Origin of the sequence: Streptomyces sp. NPDC020731 (assembly GCF_044334705.1) — a bacterium.
Classification (GTDB): Bacteria; Actinomycetota; Actinomycetes; order Streptomycetales; family Streptomycetaceae; genus Streptomyces.
Genome location: NZ_JBIRTN010000001.1, coordinates 34833 through 53144, shown reverse-complemented (window position 1 = coordinate 53144; position 18312 = coordinate 34833). Strand labels below are relative to the sequence as shown.

14 protein-coding genes and 2 tRNA genes are annotated in these 18312 nt (G+C 69.4%); 2 read left to right on the top strand and 14 right to left on the bottom strand.

The window, feature by feature from the left end; all coding sequences use genetic code 11:
* Position 1 precedes the first annotated feature (1 nt).
* The 9 genes from rodA to ACH4VX_RS00230 all read right to left on the bottom strand — a co-directional run bounded on the left by rodA (position 2) and on the right by ACH4VX_RS00230 (position 11918).
* The gene (gene rodA, locus ACH4VX_RS00270) at positions 2–1204 is read right to left on the bottom strand and encodes a rod shape-determining protein RodA (RefSeq protein ID WP_398364569.1); all 1203 of its coding nucleotides are present in this window, start codon (positions 1202–1204) and stop codon (positions 2–4) included.
* Entirely contained in the window at positions 1201–3489 is a 2289-nt protein-coding gene (gene mrdA, locus ACH4VX_RS00265) for a penicillin-binding protein 2 (RefSeq protein ID WP_398364568.1), read from the bottom strand. Before mrdA ends, rodA begins: the two co-directional genes overlap by 4 nt.
* Before the next feature lie 114 nt (positions 3490–3603).
* Positions 3604–4272, bottom strand: a complete 669-nt coding sequence (mreD, locus tag ACH4VX_RS00260) for a rod shape-determining protein MreD (protein ID WP_398364566.1) — start codon at positions 4270–4272, stop codon at positions 3604–3606.
* A 13-nt stretch (positions 4273–4285) separates the two neighbouring features.
* Entirely contained in the window at positions 4286–5227 is a 942-nt protein-coding gene (mreC, locus tag ACH4VX_RS00255; RefSeq protein WP_398364564.1) for a rod shape-determining protein MreC, read from the bottom strand.
* A 192-nt stretch (positions 5228–5419) separates the two neighbouring features.
* A complete protein-coding gene (locus ACH4VX_RS00250) occupies positions 5420–6439 on the bottom strand; it encodes a rod shape-determining protein (RefSeq protein ID WP_006133575.1) in 1020 nt (339 codons plus the stop codon).
* Positions 6440–6744: 305 nt separating this feature from the next.
* Positions 6745–7158 carry a nucleoside-diphosphate kinase gene (gene ndk, locus ACH4VX_RS00245; RefSeq protein ID WP_398364562.1) on the bottom strand — a complete coding sequence of 138 codons (414 nt, stop codon included), beginning with the start codon at positions 7156–7158 and terminating at the stop codon, positions 6745–6747.
* 65 nt (positions 7159–7223) lie between these two features.
* Positions 7224–7574: a DUF4233 domain-containing protein gene (locus tag ACH4VX_RS00240; protein WP_398364560.1), complete on the bottom strand. Its 351-nt coding sequence runs from the start codon at positions 7572–7574 to the stop codon at positions 7224–7226.
* Positions 7575–7580: 6 nt separating this feature from the next.
* Complete coding sequence (locus ACH4VX_RS00235) at positions 7581–9095, bottom strand: bifunctional folylpolyglutamate synthase/dihydrofolate synthase (protein WP_398364558.1); 1515 nt, start codon at positions 9093–9095, stop codon at positions 7581–7583.
* A gap of 198 nt (positions 9096–9293) precedes the next feature.
* Positions 9294–11918, bottom strand: coding sequence for a valine--tRNA ligase (locus ACH4VX_RS00230; protein ID WP_398364556.1), 2625 nt, complete (start codon positions 11916–11918; stop codon positions 9294–9296).
* A 137-nt stretch (positions 11919–12055) separates the two neighbouring features.
* Between ACH4VX_RS00230 and ACH4VX_RS00225 the strand changes: the two genes are divergently transcribed.
* Entirely contained in the window at positions 12056–13027 is a 972-nt protein-coding gene (locus ACH4VX_RS00225) for a hypothetical protein (RefSeq protein ID WP_398364554.1), read from the top strand.
* A gap of 70 nt (positions 13028–13097) precedes the next feature.
* On the opposite strand, the gene clpX is transcribed toward ACH4VX_RS00225, so the two are convergent.
* The 5 genes from clpX to ACH4VX_RS00200 form a co-directional block, all read right to left on the bottom strand.
* Entirely contained in the window at positions 13098–14384 is a 1287-nt protein-coding gene (gene clpX, locus ACH4VX_RS00220) for an ATP-dependent Clp protease ATP-binding subunit ClpX (RefSeq protein WP_398364552.1), read from the bottom strand.
* Positions 14385–14567: 183 nt separating this feature from the next.
* On the bottom strand, positions 14568–15260 hold the full coding sequence (locus ACH4VX_RS00215) for an ATP-dependent Clp protease proteolytic subunit (RefSeq protein WP_398364550.1): 693 nt from the start codon (positions 15258–15260) through the stop codon (positions 14568–14570).
* 110 nt (positions 15261–15370) lie between these two features.
* Entirely contained in the window at positions 15371–15976 is a 606-nt protein-coding gene (locus tag ACH4VX_RS00210; RefSeq protein WP_030217676.1) for an ATP-dependent Clp protease proteolytic subunit, read from the bottom strand.
* Positions 15977–16435: 459 nt separating this feature from the next.
* Positions 16436–17827, bottom strand: a complete 1392-nt coding sequence (tig, locus tag ACH4VX_RS00205; RefSeq protein ID WP_398364549.1) for a trigger factor — start codon at positions 17825–17827, stop codon at positions 16436–16438.
* Between the two features lie 166 nt (positions 17828–17993).
* A tRNA-Pro gene (locus ACH4VX_RS00200) sits at positions 17994–18070 on the bottom strand.
* Between the two features lie 167 nt (positions 18071–18237).
* Between ACH4VX_RS00200 and ACH4VX_RS00195 the strand changes: the two genes are divergently transcribed.
* A tRNA-Gly gene (locus ACH4VX_RS00195) sits at positions 18238–18311 on the top strand.
* Position 18312 lies beyond the last annotated feature (1 nt).

The following is an 18312-nucleotide window of genomic DNA, read 5'->3' as shown; positions in this document are numbered from 1 at the left end:
TTCACGCGGACATCGGCCGTTGTATCCGGATGGACTGCAGCAGGCCCACGGCCAGCCAGACGGCGAACATGGAGGAGCCGCCGTAGGAGACGAACGGCAGGGGCAGGCCGGTGACGGGCATGATGCCGAGGGTCATGCCGATGTTCTCGAAGGCCTGGAAGGCGAGCCAGGCGACGATGCCGGCGGCGACGATCGTGCCGTACAGGTCGGTGGTGTCGCGGGCGATGCGGCAGGCGCGCCAGAGGATGATGCCGAGCAGGCCGATGATCAGTGCGCCGCCGACGAAGCCGAGTTCCTCACCGGCGACGGTGAAGACGAAGTCGGTCTGCTGTTCGGGTACGAACTGGCCGGTGGTCTGGGAGCCGTGGAAGAGGCCGGAGCCGTTCAGTCCGCCGGAGCCGATGGCGATGCGGGCCTGGTTGGTGTTGTAGCCGACGCCGGCCGGGTCGAGTTCGGGGTTGGCGAAGGCGGCGAAGCGGTTGATCTGGTACTCGTCGAGGATTCCGAGCTGCCAGACGGTGATCGCGCCGGCCGCGCCGGCGCCGAGCAGGCCGAAGATCCAGCGGTTGGAGGCGCCGGAGGCGAGGAGCACGCCGAGCACGATGATGACCATGACCATGACCGATCCGAGGTCGGGCATGAGCATCACGATCAGCATGGGGACGACGGCCAGCCCGAGGGCCTGGAGGACCGTGCGGTGATCGGGGTACGGCTTGTCGCCGGCGTCTACGCGGGCGGCGAGCAGCATCGCCATGCCCAGGATGATCGTGATCTTCACGAACTCGGAGGGCTGGAGGGAGAAGCCGCCGGGGAGCTTGATCCAGGAGTGGGCGCCGTTGATGGTGGAGCCCAGCGGGGTGAGCACCAGCAGGATCAGGGCGACCGAGGCGCCGTACAGCAGGGGCACGGCCGTGCGCAGGGCGCGGTGGCCGAGCCAGATGGCGGCGATCATCAGGGCCAGTCCGATGCCGGTGTTGAGCCAGTGCCGGACCAGGAAGTAGTAGGGGTCGCCCTGGTTGAGTTCGGTGCGGTTGCGGGTGGCCGAGTAGACCAGGAGCGAGCCCAGCAGGGAGAGGGCGAGCGCCGCGAACACTATCGGCCAGTCGAGGCGCCGGGCCAGGGAGTCGCGGGCGAGGACCCGTGTCCAGCCGGCCCGCTCCGGTCCGTATCCGGAGACCTGGAAGCTGTTGGCTCCGCCGGTCATGACGCTGCCCTCCGCGGTGCCTTTCCGGTGCCGGTGCCGCCGCGTCGTCGCCGGTGGCGGCGGCGGGTCTCGCGATTGGTGTTCTCCGGTGAGGGGACCGTGCCCGTCTGCTGCGGGTCGGCCGGGTCCCCCTGCGGGGTGGTGGCCCCCGCGTCGGGCGAGGGGGTCACCCGGTCCTTGGCGGGGTCCTTGGAGATCTTCGGGGACTTGATGGTGCCGTCCGTGCGGACCTTGGGGAGGTTCTTCTGCGGCGTGGACAGCAGCGCCTTCTTCTTGTCGATCTCGCCGTCCTCGGAGACGCCGTACAGGGCGTTGTAGATGTTGCGCACGGCGGGGCCCGAGGCGCCGGAGCCCGTACCACCCTGGGAGATCGTCATGACGATCGAGTAGTCCTTGGTGTACGTGGCGAACCACGAGGTGGTCTGCTTGCCGTAGACCTCGGCGGTACCGGTCTTGGCGTGCATCGGGATCTCGTCCTGTGGCCAGCCCCCGAACCGCCACGCGGCCGTACCGCGGGTGGCGACTCCTTCGAGGGCTGCGTCTATCTGGCCGAGCGTCTTCTTCGTCATCGGCAGCTTGCCGTGCGACTGGGGCTCGATCTCCGTGACCGTCTTGCCGTCGGGGCTGATGACGGCCTTGCCGACGGTGGGGTTGTAGAGCGTGCCGCCGTTGGAGATGGCCGAGTAGATGGTGGCCATCTGGATGGGGGTGACGAGGGTGTCGCCCTGGCCGATGGAGTAGTTGACGGAGTCACCCGCGCGCAGCCGGTTGCCTTCGAGGCAGTTCTCGTAGGCGATCTTCTCGGCGTAGGTGCCGTCCTTCTTTCCGTACTTGCACCAGGCGTCCTTGTTGGCCTTCCAGTAGTCCAGCTTCCACTGGCGGTCGGGGACGCGGCCGGTGACCTCGTTGGGCAGGTCGATGCCGGTCTCGTCGCCGAGGCCGAACTGGTGGGCGGTCTTGTAGAACCAGTCGTTGGCGTTCTTCTTCGGCTTGTTGCCGCCGTCGCGCTTCCACTCCTGGTGGGAGAGGGCGTAGAAGACGGTGTCGCAGGACACCTCCAGGGCGCGGCCGAGGCTGATCGGGCCGTGGTTCTGGGACTCGAAGTTCTTGAAGACCTGCCCGCCGATGGAGTACGAGCTGGAGCAGTTGTAGGGGCCTTCGAAGGAGTAGCCGGCCTGTATGGCTGCGGCCGTCGGGACGACCTTGAAGATGGAGCCGGGGGCCGACTGGCCCTGGATGGCGCGGTTGAGCAGCGGGTAGTTGGACTTCTTGCCGGTGAGGTCCGCGTAGTCCTTGGCGGAGATGCCGCCGACCCAGGCGTTGGGGTCGTAGGTCGGGTTGGACGCCATGGCGACGACGCGGCCGGTCTTGGCCTCCATGACGACGACGGCGCCGGAGTCGGCCTCGTAGTTGCGGTTGGTGTTGCGGTCGTGCTGCTTGCGGGCTTCCTTCATCGCCTCGTTCAGCTCGTACTCGGCGATGCGCTGGACGCGGGAGTCGATGCTGGTGACGAGGTTGGCGCCGGGCTGGGCGGGGTCGGACTCGGCCTCGCCGATGACGCGTCCGAGGTTGTCGACCTCGTAGCGGGTGACGCCGGCCTTGCCGCGCAGCTGCTTGTCGTACTGGCGCTCCAGGCCGGACCGGCCGACCATGTCGGAGCGCAGGTAGGGCGAGCTGGTGTCCTGGGCCTGGGTGATCTCCTCGTCGGTGACGGGCGACAGATAGCCGAGGACCTGGGCGGTGTTGGCCTTGCCGGGGGCGGCGTAGCGGCGCAGGGCCTGCGGTTCGGCGGTGATGCCGGGGAAGTCCTCGGCGCGTTCGCGGATCTGCAGGGCCTGTTTGGCGGTGGCCTCGTCGGTGATGGGGATGGGCTGGTACGGCGAGCCGTTCCAGCAGGGCTGGGGGGTTTTGGCGTCGCAGAGGCGGACCTTCTGGGCGACCTCTTCGGCGTCCATGCCGAGGACGCCGGCGAGTTTGGCGAGGACCGCCTTGCCGTCGTCCTTCATCTTCAGCAGGTCGGTGCGGGAGGCGGAGACGACCAGCCGGGTCTCGTTGTCGGCGAGGGCCACTCCGCGCGCGTCCAGGATGGAGCCGCGGACCGCGGGCTGGACGACCTGCTGGACGTGGTTGCCGGAGGCCTCCTTGGCGTACTGGTCGCCCTCGCGGATCTGGAGGTACCACAGGCGCCCGCCGAGGGTGCCGAGGAGGGAGATGACGAGGACCTGGATGACGACGAGCCGGATCTGGACCCGCGGGCTGCGGCCGGTCTCGGGGATGTTGGTCACGCGGCTTCCTCCTCTCTCAGAGCGCGTACGGATGTGCGGGTACGAGTGATGAACGGCCGGGCCATGGGCTCGCGTTCCGCCGCCGTTCACTCGTTCCGGTGAAGTTGTGCGAGGTCACAGGCGCTTGACCCCCTTGATGCGTCCGGCGCGGGCCACCCGGGCACGGGCCGCCTTGACCCGCAGTCCGTTGCGCTGCCCGCCGATGCGCAGTCCGGTGCCGCCGGAGAGCCAGCCGGAGGCGATGTCGCCGGACTTGGCGGGGTTGGTCTCGGCGAGCGGGTCGTTCTCGGCGCGCCGGGCCAGGGCCATGACGCCGGGGACGACGAACGGCGCGAGCAGCAGGTCGTACAGGGCGGCGGTGAACAGCAGTCCGCTCAGGCCGACATGGCGGGCGGCGGTGTCGCCGACGAGGGCGCCGACACCGGCGTAGAGCAGGGTGGAGCCGACGGCGGCGGCGACGACCACGACCATCGGGCCGGTCGCCGACTTCACCTGGCCGCTCTCGGGTTTGACGAGTCCGGCGAGGTAGCCGATGACGCACAGCACGAGGGCGTAGCGCCCGGCGGCGTGGTCGGCGGGCGGGGCGAGGTCGGCGAGGAGTCCGGCGGCGAAGCCGATGAGGGCGCCGCCGACATGGCCGTAGACCAGGGCGAGGCCGAGGACGGTGAGCAGCAGCAGGTCGGGGACGGCGCCCGGGAGGTGGAGCCGGGCGAGGACGCTCACCTGGATCACCAGGGCGACGACGATCAGCGAGCTGGAGAGCAGGATCCGGTTGACGCGCATGGGGTGACAGCTCCTACTGCTCTTGCTGGTTCAGGCCGTCGGCGGGGGCGGAGGGGGTGACGGTCACCGTCACGGTCGGGGTGGGGGTCGGCTTCGGCTTCTTGGGCAGCACCGTGTCGCGCGGGTCCTTCCCGGGGGCCTGGACGACGACGCCGACGACGTCGAGCTTGCTGAAGCTGACGAACGGCGTGACGGAGAGGGTGCGGGTGAGGTCACCGCCGGAGGGGTCGACGCGGGAGACGACGCCGACGGGAACGCCGGGCACGAACGGCTTGTCGGCCTGCGAGCCGAAGGTGACCAGGCGGTCCCCCTTCTTGATCTCGGCCTTGCCGTTGAGGAGTTCGACGCGCAGCGGTCGGTCGCCCTGGCCGGAGGCGAAGCCGAGTTCGTCGGTGGCCTCCATGCGGGTGCCGACGGTGAAGTCGGGGTCGCTGGCGAGCAGCACGGTGGCGGTGCCGGGGCCCACGGTGGTGACGCGGCCGACGAGTCCGTCGCCGTTGAGGACGGTCATGTCGCGCTCGATGCCGTCGTCGGCGCCGGCGTCGATGGTGATGGTCCAGGAGAAGCCCTGGGCCGCTCCTATGGCGATGACCTGGGCGCCCTTGATGCCGTACTGGCCCTGGCCGGAGATCTTCAGCAGTTTGTCGAGCTGCTTGAGGCGGCTGCGGCCCCGGTCGTCGCTGCCGAGTTCGGCCTTGAGCGCGGCGTTCTCCCGCTCCAGCTCGGCGAGCCGGTCGTGCCGGTCGCCGGACTCGCGGACGGCGGAGACGGCGTTGCCGATCGGGTCGACCGCGCCGGACACGCCGTTCTCGATCGGGCCGAAGACGGTCGCCGCGGCCTGCCGGGCACCGTCGACCGGTGAATCCTCCCCGCCGCGGATGTCCACCGTGATCAGTGCGAACGCGATGGCGATCAGCAGCACCAGGAGCAGCCGGCTCTCTCGTGTGTCCCTCACGTGCGGCGGCCGTGCCTTCCTCGTCGAGAACGGGTATGAGGTGGGGGTCTGTTCAGGTGTGTCGCGGGTGCTTCGAAGTGCTCGGGAGCGTTTCGAAGTGTTTCGAGGCGTTGTGGGGGAGCTCATGCCTCTATATCAACGATCCGCCGTACGGAAGAAGGTCGTCCCGTACGGCGGAATCGAGGGGTTGTGTCATCTGCGCGGCTGGGCGTCGAGCACCTGCTGAAGCGCCTCGAACTCCTCGACGCACTTGCCGGAACCGAGCGCCACGCTGTCCAGTGGGTCCTCGGCGATGTGGATCGGCATGCCCGTCTCCCGGCGCAGCCGCTCGTCGAGCCCGCGCAGCAGCGCGCCGCCGCCCGTCAGAACGATTCCCCGGTCCATGATGTCGCCCGACAGTTCCGGCGGGCACTTGTCGAGGGTCGTCTTGACGGCGTCCACGATGGCGTTGACCGGCTCCTCGATCGCCTTGCGCACTTCGGCGGCGGAGATCACCACGGTCTTCGGCAGTCCGGAGACGAGGTCCCGGCCGCGGATTTCGGTGTGCTCGTCGGTGTCCAGGTCGTACGCCGAACCGATCGTGATCTTGATCTGTTCGGCCGTCCGCTCACCCAGCAGGAGGGAGTACTCCTTCTTGATGTGCTGGATGATCGCGTTGTCCAGCTCGTCGCCCGCGACGCGGATGGACTGGGCGGTGACGATGCCGCCGAGGGAGATGACCGCGACCTCCGTGGTGCCGCCGCCGATGTCCACGACCATGTTGCCGGTGGCCTCGTGGACCGGCAGCCCGGAGCCGATGGCGGCGGCCATGGGCTCCTCGATGATGTGCACCTGACGGGCGCCGGCCTGGGACGACGCCTCGATGACGGCACGGCGCTCGACGCCCGTGATGCCCGAGGGCACACAGACGACGACCCGCGGACGAGCCAGGTACCGCCGCTTGTGGATCTTCAGGATGAAGTAGCGGAGCATCCGCTCGGTGATCTCGAAGTCGGCGATGACGCCGTCCTTCAGCGGACGCACCGCGACGATGTTGCCGGGCGTGCGCCCGATCATCTTCTTCGCTTCGGCGCCGACCGCGAGGATGCCGCCGGTGTTGGTGTTGATCGCGACGACGGACGGCTCGTTGAGTACGATCCCACGACCCCTGACGTACACCAGCGTGTTGGCGGTCCCGAGGTCGACAGCCATGTCACGGCCGATGAACGACATTGAGTTCCCCATCAGGATTCGACTGGCCTTCCCGCGAGCTTTTGAGGGCTTCTCAGGTCGGCGAGGTGGGTGCGGTGACGTGATGGCTTCCATGGTAAACGCGCCTTCGCGAACACCGCGCGAGGGTCTTCGCCATTGTCATCAGATGGCGTGTCCCGCTGCTTGTGGAGACGGTCCATCGGGGGCATCCGTTCCCCCGAACGCCGCGCATATGCCAGAAATGGCCCGGGGGCAAAGCCCCCAGACCATCCGACAGGCGGCCAAACACGCTGGACGCGGCCGCGACGTGATCGTTATGCGCGAGATTACGCGCGACCCGGGAAGAAGATCTTCACCTCGCGCTCGGCGGACTCCTCGGAGTCGGAGGCGTGGATCAGGTTCTCCCGGACGATCACACCGAAGTCGCCGCGGATCGACCCCGGCGCCGCGGCGACGGGGTCGGTCGGACCGGCCAGTTGGCGCACTCCCTCGATGACCCGCTCACCCTCGACGATCATCGCCACGATCGGCCCGGAGGCCATGAACTCCACCAGCGGCTCGTAGAACGGCTTGCCCTTGTGCTCGCCGTAGTGCTGCTCCAGCGTGTCCTGGTCCAGGGTGCGCAGCTCCAGCGCGGTGATCCCCCAGCCGGCCTTGCGCTCGATACGGCTGATGATCTCGCCGGTCAGGCCACGACGTACGGCGTCGGGCTTGAGCAGGACGAGGGTGCGCTGGGTCACGACGGAGCTCCTTGTGCGTGAAGTGGTGCGGGAGGACGAGGTTACCGGGCGTGTCGGGACACCTGTCACGCAACGTCAGGCCGGCCCGCCTGTGCGGCGAAACGGGCCTTCGCTTCGTCCACCTTTCGCCCGAAGTGCACCGACGCCCACCACAGCAGCGCGAAGAGCGCCCCCATGAAGAACATCATCGGGACGAAGACACCGGAGGCGACGAGGGCGATCTGCAGCGCCCAGCCGAGGGCCACCCCGCCGGGCCGCGTGATCATCCCGCACAGGGCCACGCACAGGAACATCGCGATGCCGCAGACCGTCCACACCGTGCCGGTGGACAGGTCCGCGTCCTTCATCGCGACCAGCCCGGCGAAACCGATGATGAAGAACTCGCCGATCAGGGTCGAAGCGCAGAGCGTACGCATGGGATCTCAGCCCCTCCCCAGGAGCAGTCGGGCCTCGCCGACGGTGATGACGGAACCGGTGACGAGCACACCGCCGCCCGCGAACTCGCCCTCCTCCTCGGCCAGCGTGATCGCGGCCTCCAGGGCGTCCGGCAGTCGCGGCTCGACCTGGACGCGGTCCTCGCCGAACACCTCGACGGCGATTCCCGCCAGCTCGTCGGCGTCCATCGCGCGGTGGCTGGAGTTCTGGGTGACGACGACCTCGGCGAAGACCGGCTCGAACGCCTCCAGCAGTCCGCGCACGTTCTTGTCGCCGCTCGCGCCGACCACGCCGATGAGCCGGCTGAACTGGAACGCCTCCCCGATCGCGGCGGCCGCCGCCCGCGCGCCCGCCGGGTTGTGGGCGGCGTCCAGGACGACGGTCGGCGAACGCCGTACGACCTCCAGCCGGCCCGGGGAGGCGACGGCGGCGAACGCCTTGCGCACGGTGTCGTTGTCGAGCGGCTGGGCATGCTGCGCGCCGACGCCGAAGAACGCCTCCACGGCGGCGAGCGCCACGGCCGCGTTGTGGGCCTGGTGTTCGCCGTGCAGCGGGAGGTACACCTCGGGGTACTCGCCGCCGAGTCCGCGCAGCGTCACCAGCTGGCCGCCGACGGCGACCTGCCGGGCCACGACCCCGAACTCCAGGCCCTCCCGGGCCACCGTCGCGTCCACCTCGACGGACTTCTTCAGCAGCACCTGCGCGGCGTCCACCGGCTGCTGGGCCATGATCACCGTCGCGTCCCGCTTGACGATGCCGGCCTTCTCGGTGGCGATCTCGGCGGGCGTGGTGCCGAGCCGGTCGGTGTGGTCGAGGTCGATCGGCGTCACCACGGCGACACCGGCGTCGATCACGTTCGTCGCGTCCCAGCTGCCGCCCATGCCGACCTCGACGACCGCCACGTCCACGGGCGCGTCGGCGAAGGCGGCGTACGCCATGCCGGTGAGCACCTCGAAGAAGGACAGCCGGTACTCCTGCTGGGAGTCGACCATCTCGACGTACGGCTTGATGTCCTGGTACGTCTCGATGAACCGCTCGGCGGAGACCGGGGCGCCGTCGAGGCTGATCCGCTCGGTGACCGACTGGACGTGCGGCGAGGTGTAGCGGCCGGTGCGCAGCTCGAAGGCGCCGAGCAGGGCCTCGATCATGCGGGCGGTGGAGGTCTTGCCGTTGGTGCCGGTGATGTGGATCGAGGGGTACGCGCGCTGGGGCTCACCCAGGACGTCCATCAGCGCGGCGATCCGGGCGACCGAGGGCTCGAGCTTGGTCTCGCCCCAGCGGGTGGCGAGCTCCACTTCGACCTCGCGCAGGGCCTTGTCGACCTCGGGGTCCTCGGGACGGGCCGGCACGTCCGCCTGGGACGGGCCGCCCTGGGTGCGCAGGGTGCGGCTGCCGGCCTCGATGACGGCGAGGTCGGGGTCGCGGGTGGTCTCCGCGTCGACGATCTCGTCAAAGGAGTCGAGGGGGTCTGGCTGGTCGTTCTCGCCGGGGATGTCGCTCACGGGGACCAGTCTACGGAGGCCGGCCGACGGGACACCCACGGAGTGGAGCGGCCGGCGCCCCGCGGCCCGTGCGGGCGCGTCGTGGCCGGTCGCGCCCACGCGGCGGAGCCGTACGCCGATCCGGCCCCCGCGCCCCTGAGCGCATGGAGGTTCCCGGTGCCGACAGGGCACCGGGAGCCTCCACCGGCGTACCGGCGTCTACGCCTCCGGCAGCTTCTCCAGCTGCGCCCGGAGGCGCGCGATGTCCTCCTCCGCCTTGGCCAGACGGCCCCGGATCTTGTCGACCACGTGATCCGGTGCCTTCGAGAGGAACGCCTCGTTGCCGAGCTTCGCCGTGGCCTGGGCCTTCTCCTTCTCGGCGGCGGCGAGGTCCTTGGCGAGGCGCTTGCGCTCCGCGGCGACGTCGATCACGCCGGACAGGTCCAGCGCGACCTCGACGCCCGCGACCGGCAGGGTCGCCGTCGCGGTGAAGGACTCCCCCTCCGGCTGCAGGCGCAGCAGCTGGCGGACGGCCGGCTCGTGCGGGGCCAGCGCCGTGCCGTCGAGGGTCAGCCTGGCCGGGACGCGCTGTCCGGGCTGCAGCCCCTGGTCCGCGCGGAACCGCCGGACCTCCGTGATCACCGACTGCAGCGTCTCGATCTCCCGCTCGGCATCCGCGTCCCGGAAGCCGCTGTCGGCCGGCCAGTCGGCGATGACCACCGACTCGCCACCGGTGAGCGTCGTCCACAGCGTCTCCGTGACGAACGGGACCACCGGGTGCAGCAGCCGCAGGGTGACGTCGAGGACCTCGCCGAGGACCCGCTTGCTGACCTCGGCCGGCGCGCCGCCCGCCTGGAACGTCGTCTTGGACAGCTCGACGTACCAGTCGAAGACCTCGTCCCACGCGAAGTGGAACAGCGCGTCGGACAGCTTCGCGAACTGGTAGTCCTCGTAGAACGCGTCGACTTCCGCGACGGTCGAGTTGAGGCGGGACAGGATCCAGCGGTCGGTCGGCGACATCTGCGAGGCGTCCGGCAGCGGGCCGTCCACCGTCGCGCCGTTCATCAGCGCGAAACGCGTCGCGTTCCAGATCTTGTTGGCGAAGTTGCGCGAGCCCTGGACCCAGTCCTCGCCGATCGGCACGTCGACGCCGGGGTTGGCACCGCGGGCGAGGGTGAAGCGCAGGGCGTCGGAGCCGTACTTGTCCATCCAGTCCAGCGGGTTGACCGCGTTGCCGAAGGACTTCGACATCTTCTTGCCGAACTGGTCGCGGACCATGCCGTGCAGGGCGATGGTGTGGAACGGCGGGGTGCCGTCCATCGCGTACAGGCCGAACATCATCATCCGGGCGACCCAGAAGAAGAGGATGTCGTAGCCGGTGACCAGGACGGAGTTCGGGTAGAACTTCGCGAGCGACTCGGTCTGTTCGGGCCAGCCGAGCGTGGAGAACGGCCACAGGCCGGAGGAGAACCAGGTGTCGAGGACGTCGGTGTCCTGGTGCCAGCCCTCGCCGGCCGGAGCCTCGTCGTCCGGGCCGACGCAGACGACCTCGCCGTTCGGCCCGTACCAGACGGGGATGCGGTGGCCCCACCACAACTGCCGCGAGATGCACCAGTCGTGGAGGTTGTCGACCCAGTCGAAGTACCGCTTCTCCATCTCCTGCGGATGGATCTTGACGCGGCCGTCGCGGACGGCGTCGCCGGCCGCCTTCGCCAGCGGGCCGACCTTGACCCACCACTGCATGGACAGCCGCGGCTCGACGGTGGTACTGCAGCGCGAGCAGTGGCCGACCGAGTGGACGTACGGCCGCTTCTCGGCGACGATCCGGCCCTCGGCGCGCAGCGCGGCGACGATGGCGGAGCGGGCCTCGAGCCGGTCCAGGCCCTGGAAGGGGCCGTGGGCGGTGATGACGGCGTGCTCGTCCATCACGGTGAGGGACGGCAGGCCGTGCCGTCGGCCGATCTCGAAGTCGTTCGGGTCGTGCGCCGGGGTGACCTTGACGGCACCCGTACCGAACTCGGGGTCGACGTGCTCGTCGGCGACGACCGGGATGGAGCGGTCGGTCAGCGGCAGCTTGACGAGCTTGCCGACGAGGTGCCTGTAGCGCTCGTCCCCGGGGTGGACGGCGACGGCCGTGTCACCGAGCATCGTCTCCGCGCGGGTGGTGGCGACGACGATCGTCTCGTCCCCGTCGCCGTACTTCATGGAGACGAGCTCGCCGTCGTCGTCCTGGTAGTTGACCTCGATGTCGGAGATCGCGGTCAGGCAGCGCGGGCACCAGTTGATGATGCGCTCGGCGCGGTAGATCAGCTCGTCGTCGTAGAGCCGCTTGAAGATGGTCTGGACGGCCTGGGAGAGGCCCTCGTCCATCGTGAAGCGCTCACGCGACCAGGCGACGCCGTCGCCGAGGCGGCGCATCTGGCCGGAGATCTGCCCGCCGGACTCGCCCTTCCACTGCCAGACCCGCTCGACGAACGCCTCACGGCCGAGGTCGTGGCGGGACTTGCCCTCCTTGGCGAGCTCCCGCTCGACGACGTTCTGCGTGGCGATGCCGGCGTGGTCCATGCCGGGCTGCCACAGCGTCTCGAAGCCCTGCATGCGCTTGCGGCGGGTCAGGGCGTCGATGAGCGTGTGCTCGAACGCGTGCCCGAGGTGCAGGCTTCCCGTGACGTTCGGCGGGGGGATGACGACGGTGAAGGGCGGCTTGTCGCTCGCCGCGTCCGCCTCGAAGTAACCGCGCTCTACCCAGCGCTCGTACAGCGGCCCCTCTACATCGGCCGGCGCGTACTGGGTCGGCAGTTCGGTCGTGGGCGCTGGTGGCTCCTGCTGAGCGTTCTCGGTCACGGGGCTCAGTTTAGAGGCGTCACGGGCCTGTCCCGAAACGCGTTTCCTTTGTAACGGTGCGACCCCCGCCTGCCTGAACGTCTCACTCCTGAGTCAGGATGTCAGCAACGTATAAGCATCTGGAGGGGAACCCAGAAATGAGCTACAACCAGCCGGGCCCGTACGGCGGGCAGCCCCAGCAGCCCGGGCCGTACGGCCAGCCGGGTCCTTACGGCCAGCAGCCGCAGGCCCCGCAGCCCGGCTACGGCTACCCCCAGCAGGCCCCGCCGCCCGGCCAGCCCGGCTACGGCTACCCGCAGCAGCCCGGCCAGCCGGGCGTCCCGCCGCAGCAGCCCCCGTACGGCCAGCAGCCCCCGTACGGCCAGCCCCAGTACGGCATGCCGCCCCAGCCTCCGGCGTCCGGTGGCGGCGGCAGGAAGGCCGGGATCATCATCGGCGCGGTGGCGGTCGTGGCGGCCATCGGCGTGGGCGCGTACTTCGTGATCGGCGGGGGCGGCGGCGCGGGCGGCCTGGAGGACGACGGGGCGCACAAGCTGTCGACGCCGGAGACGGTGATCGGCGAGTACAAGCGGGTGGGCGAGGGCAACCAGGCCAGCGACTCCGACACCGCGAAGGACATGGAGAAGAGCGGGGTCAAGAACGGTACGGCCGTCGTCGGACAGTGGTCGACCGCCGACTTCGGCGGCTACGACCCCGAGGACCCCTCCACCATTCCCGACCAGGCCGAACTGCTGACCGCCAAGGGCATGACGATGGTGGGCGGTTACGGCGAGATCGCCGACCCCCAGATCGTCCTGGACAAGTTCTTCGCCAACATCCAGAAGGAAGTCAAGGAGAGCTCGACCAGTGACACCGGCGGCATGCAGAACGCGGAGCTGATCGGCGACCCCGAGGAGGTCGAGATCGACGGCGCGGTCGCCAAGTGCCAGTCGACCAAGAGCACCAACGCGCTGACCAAGAAGGAGTCGACCGACTGGTTCTGCGCCTGGGCCGACTACAGCACGGTCGCCATGGTCTCCCCCGGCGACAACAACGGCACGGGCGTCGGCAAGGACACCGCGGTGGACCTGACCACCAAGCTCCGCGAGCAGATCCGCGTCAAGGCCTGAGACGTACACACGCGGAAGGGGCCCCGGTCGCATCGACCGGGGCCCCTTCCGCGTGTCCTCCGTGTGGCTGCTACGCCGTCTTCTGCTCCCCGGAGCCCCGGCCGCGGGCGTCGCGCGGGATCAGGGTCGGGTTGACGTTGGAGAGGACCACGTCGGCCGTGATGACCACGCGGGCGACGTCCTTGCGGGACGGGACCTCGTACATCACGCCCTGGAGGACTTCCTCCATGATGGCGCGCAGGCCGCGGGCTCCGGTCTGGCGGAGGATGGCCTGGTCGGCGATGGCCTCCAGGGCCTCGCGCTCGAAGTCCAGCTCCACACCGTCGAGTTCGAAGAGGCGCTGGTACTGCTTCACCAGCGCGTTGCGCGGCTCGACCAGGATCTGGAGGAGGGCCTCGCGGTCGAGGTTGTGGACCGAGGTGATGACGGGGAGGCGGCCGATGAACTCGGGGATCATGCCGAACTTGACCAGGTCCTCCGGCATGACCTCCTCGAACTGGTCCTTGGACTCCATCTCCCGCTTGGAGCGGATCGTCGCGCCGAAGCCGATGCCCTTGGCGCCGGCCCGGCCCTCGATGATCTTCTCCAGTCCGGAGAAGGCACCGCCCACGATGAACAGCACGTTCGTCGTGTCGATCTGGATGAACTCCTGGTGCGGGTGCTTGCGGCCGCCCTGCGGCGGGACGGACGCCGTGGTGCCCTCGAGGATCTTCAGCAGGGCCTGCTGGACGCCCTCACCGCTGACGTCACGGGTGATCGACGGGTTTTCACTCTTGCGGGCGACCTTGTCGATCTCGTCGATGTAGATGATCCCGGTCTCGGCCTTCTTGACGTCGTAGTCGGCCGCCTGGATCAGCTTCAGCAGGATGTTCTCGACGTCCTCGCCGACGTATCCCGCCTCCGTGAGCGCCGTGGCGTCGGCGATCGCGAACGGGACGTTCAGCATGCGGGCCAGGGTCTGGGCCAGCAGGGTCTTGCCGGAGCCCGTGGGGCCCAGCAGGAGGATGTTGGACTTCGCCAGCTCGATGGCGTCCTCACGGCCCTGGGCGCCGCCGTTCTCGCCGGCCTGGACGCGCTTGTAGTGGTTGTACACGGCGACGGAGAGGGCCTTCTTGGCCGACTCCTGCCCCACCACGTACCCCTCGAGGAACTCGTAGATCTCGCGGGGCTTGGGCAGTTCCTCCCAGCGGACCTCGCTGGTCTCGGCGAGCTCTTCCTCGATGATCTCGTTGCAGAGATCGATGCACTCGTCGCAGATGTACACACCGGGCCCTGCGATGAGCTTCTTGACCTGCTTCTGGCTCTTGCCGCAGAACGAGCACTTGAGCAGATCGCCGCCGTCACCGATGCGTGCCACGGTGTGCTTCCCCTTCGCCTGGGAGTCGCCTGGACGTCAACGTCCGGCGGCTCCTGGTGCTGCCTTATGTCCGACGGTACCTTGCCGAGCCCCTCGTTCGGGCCCCCCTTGGCACGGTTCACTTTGACGTGGACCGTGCCAAACCGTGCCAAGGGGCGGCAGACGTTACACCCCCACCTCGCGTCAGCGCAGGCTGGAGTTGTCCATCTTCCGGGTGGTGATGATCTGGTCGATCAGGCCGTACTCCAGCGCGTCCTCGGCCGTGAGGATCTTGTCGCGCTCGATGTCCTCGCGGATCTTGTCGAGCGGCCGGGTGGAGTGCTTGGCCAGCATCTCCTCCAGCTGGCTCCGCATCCGGAGGATCTCGTTGGCGGCGATCTCCAGGTCGGAGACCTGACCGCGGCCGGTCTCGCTGTACGGCTGGTGGATCAGCACGCGCGCGTTCGGCAGCGCCATGCGCTTGCCGGGCGTACCGGCGGCCAGCAGGACGGCGGCGGCGGAGGCCGCCTGGCCCATGCAGACCGTCTGGACGTCCGGCTTCACGTACTGCATCGTGTCGTAGATCGCCGTGAGCGCGGTGAAGGAGCCGCCGGGGCTGTTGATGTAGACCGAGATGTCACGGTCGGGGTCCATCGACTCCAGGCACAGCAGCTGCGCCATGACGTCGTTGGCGGAGGCGTCGTCGATCTGGACGCCGAGGAAGATCACCCGCTCCTCGAAGAGCTTCGCGTACGGGTCGTACTCGCGGATGCCCTGGGAGGTGCGCTCGACGAAGCGCGGGATGACGTAGCGGGACTCGGCCGAGGGGCCGGTGTACCGGGCCTCGGAGGCGGCGGGCGTGCGGTCGTACAGGCCGCTGCCGGGGAAGCTGTTCACGGTGTCTCCTGAAAGGGGCTGAGGCGGTCGGCTGGGGCTGCTGGGGCTGTTCGCCGGGCCCCTGGGGGCCCGGGGGCGTCCACGGGGCCACAAGGGCTCCGTGAGGCCGCTCAGGCCCCGGTGCCGCCGCCGCCCGGCATACCGGCGGCCGTGGGGATCACGTCGTCGATGAGGCCGTACTCCTTGGCCTCGAAGGCGTCGAACCAGCGGTCGCGGTCGGAGTCGCGGGTGATCTGCTCGACCGACTGGCCCGTGTGCTGGGACGTCAGCTCGGCCATGCGCTTCTTGGTGTGCAGCAGCCGCTCGGCGTGGATCTTGATGTCCGAGGCCGAGCCGGCCAGGCCGGCGGACGGCTGGTGGATCAGGATCTCGGCGTTCGGCAGCGCGAAGCGCTTGCCGGGGGTGCCGGCGCTCAGCAGGAACTGGCCCATGGAGGCCGCCAGGCCCATCGCGATCGTCACCACGTCGTTCTTGATGAACTGCATGGTGTCGTAGATCGCCATGCCGGCCGTGATGGAGCCGCCGGGGCTGTTGATGTACAGGTAGATGTCCTTGTCCGGGTCGGCGGCAAGGAGCAGCAGCTGTGCGGTGATCTTGTTGGCAATGTCGTCGTCGACCGGCTGGCCGAGGAAGATGATCCGCTCGCCGAGCAGCCGGTTGTAGACCTGGTCGCCGAGGCCACCACCGATGGAGGGCTCGCCGGCGGCTGAGGGCATCAGATTCGTCACGTATCCACCTGCTCGTCTTACGACGGCGCCGGGCCGTCTCACGTTTCCCTGCGGGGGGCCTCCGGCGGTCTCGCCGTGGTTTCCTGGCCCCGTATTCATGGACCCTAACGCGGTGGCTCCGCCGGGGAATCCCGGTAACCGGGGTGTTCGCCGGGGGCGTAGAAGGGGTGTACTCCGCGGTGTGCTCCTCGGGGAGCGCCGTTCGCCTTCCCGGCGGGGCCCCGGTCCGCGGCCGGCCGCGGCCCGTGAGGGCCGGTCGCGCCCGCACGGCGGGGCCCCGGTCCCCGGGCGGCCGCGGACCGTGAGGACCGGTCGCGCCCACGCGGCGGGGCCGCACGCCGGTACCGTCCCGCGCCCCTGGGCCGGCCGCCCCGCGAGCCGGACAGCAGGGCCCCGGGGTGTGCACACCCCGGGGCCCTGCTGATCACGTCGGAGGTGACGCGAGGGTCAGCCCTCGGTCTTCTCCTCGGCGGGGGCCTCGGTGGCCTCGGCCTCGGTCGACTCGGCGGTCTCCGCCTCGTCCTCTTCCTCGTCCTCGAGGTCGACGACCTCGCCGTTGGTGTCCTTGACCGTGGCCTTCTCGACCACGGCGGCCAGGGCCTTGCCGCGGGCGACCTCGCCGACGAGGAGCGGGACCTGGCCCTGCTCGACGACGGCCTGGGCGAACTGGTCGGGGGACATGCCGGAGGAGGCGGCGCGCCGCATGAGGTGCTCGGTGAGCTCCTCCTGGTTGACGTTCAGCTTCTCCTGCTTGACGAGCTCGTCGAGCACGAACTGGGTCTTGATGCCCTTGACCGCGGCCTCGCGGGTCTCGGTCTCGAACTCCTCCTCGGTCTTGCCCTGGATCTCCAGGTACTTCGCGAGGTCGAGGCCCATCTGGCCGAGCTGGTGGTGCTCGAGGTTGTGCTTGCGGGTGTTGATCTCGTCCTCGAGCAGCTTCTCGGGGACCGGGACCTCGACCAGCTCGAGCAGCTTCTCCAGGACGCGCTCCTGGGCCTGCGTGGCCTGGTCGTACTGCTTCATGTTCTCCAGGCGCTTGCGGCTGTCCGCCTTGAGCTCCTCGAGGGTGTCGAACTCGGACGCGAGCTGGGCGAACTCGTCGTCCAGCTCCGGCAGCTCGCGGGCGGCGACCTGGGAGACCTTGACGGTGACCTCGGCCTCCTTGCCGGCCGCCGAGCCGCCCTTGAGCTCGGAGGTGAAGGTGGCCTCGCCACCGGCCTCCACGCCCTTCACGGCGTCGTCGATGCCGTCCAGCAGCTCGCCGGAGCCGATGGTGTACGACACGCCGCTCGCGATGCCGTCCTCGAGGACCTCGCCGTCGACCTTGGCCTCCAGGTCGAGGGTGACGACGTCGCCGTCCTCGGCGGCGCGCTCCACCGGGGAGGTGGAGGCGAAGCGCTCGCGGAGCTGCTCGACCGACTTCTCGACGTCCTCGTCGGTGACCTCGACGGCGTCGACCTCGACCTCGATGCCGGAGTAGTCCGGGATCTCGATGGCCGGGCGGATGTCGACCTCGGCGGTGAAGTTCAGCGTCTCGCCGTCCTTCAGCTCCGTGATGTCGACCTCGGGCTGGCCCAGCGGGTTCAGCTCCGCCTCGTTGACCGCGTCGGTGTAGAACTTCGGGAGGGCGTCGTTGACGGCCTCCTCCAGCACCGCACCGCGGCCGAAGCGCTGGTCGATGACCCGGGCCGGGACCTTGCCCTTGCGGAAGCCCTTCACCGTGACCTGCTGGTTGATCTTCTTGTACGCCGCGTCGAGGCTGTCCTTGAGCTCCTCGAAGGGCACCTCGACAGTGAGCCGAACCCGGGTCGGGTTCAGGGTCTCCACGGCGCTCTTCACGGTTCGGTCTCCTTGTGGCTGACTTCTCGGGTTCTGCCGGGACCAGAACGGTCCGGCCGATTCGCCGCCCGGAGGACTTCAGAGACACACAGGGCGTGCAGCTTGCATAGTAACGGCAGCGGGTACGGCACCCAAAAGGCGATCACCGGTACGTGAAGCAGGTGGCTGGTCGGGGTGGCGGGATTTGAACCCACGGCCTTCCGCTCCCAAAGCGGACGCGCTACCAAGCTGCGCCACACCCCGTCTGGTGCGACACGTAGGGTACATGCACCCGCGCGAAACGGTCGCCGCATTTCGCGGGCGCGGCGCGACGCCGGGGGGGGCGGACCGGAAACGGGGTGTGCGACGAGGGCGTACAACCCGCTACGATGCCTGTCAGTGCCGCGGCCACCGAAGCGCGGCGCGCTCGTGCGGGCGTAGCTCAATGGTAGAGCCCTAGTCTTCCAAACTAGCTACGCGGGTTCGATTCCCGTCGCCCGCTCCAT

Coding starts and splice junctions, on each gene's coding strand:
- rodA (WP_398364569.1), bottom strand. CDS start 1,204: ATGACCGGCGGAGCCAACAGCTTCCAGGTCTCCGGATACGGACCGGAG.
- mreD (WP_398364566.1), bottom strand. CDS start 4,272: ATGCGCGTCAACCGGATCCTGCTCTCCAGCTCGCTGATCGTCGTCGCC.
- ACH4VX_RS00250 (WP_006133575.1), bottom strand. CDS start 6,439: ATGTCGTTCATCGGCCGTGACATGGCTGTCGACCTCGGGACCGCCAAC.
- ACH4VX_RS00240 (WP_398364560.1), bottom strand. CDS start 7,574: ATGCGTACGCTCTGCGCTTCGACCCTGATCGGCGAGTTCTTCATCATC.
- ACH4VX_RS00225 (WP_398364554.1), top strand. CDS start 12,056: ATGAGCTACAACCAGCCGGGCCCGTACGGCGGGCAGCCCCAGCAGCCC.
- ACH4VX_RS00210 (WP_030217676.1), bottom strand. CDS start 15,976: ATGCCCTCAGCCGCCGGCGAGCCCTCCATCGGTGGTGGCCTCGGCGAC.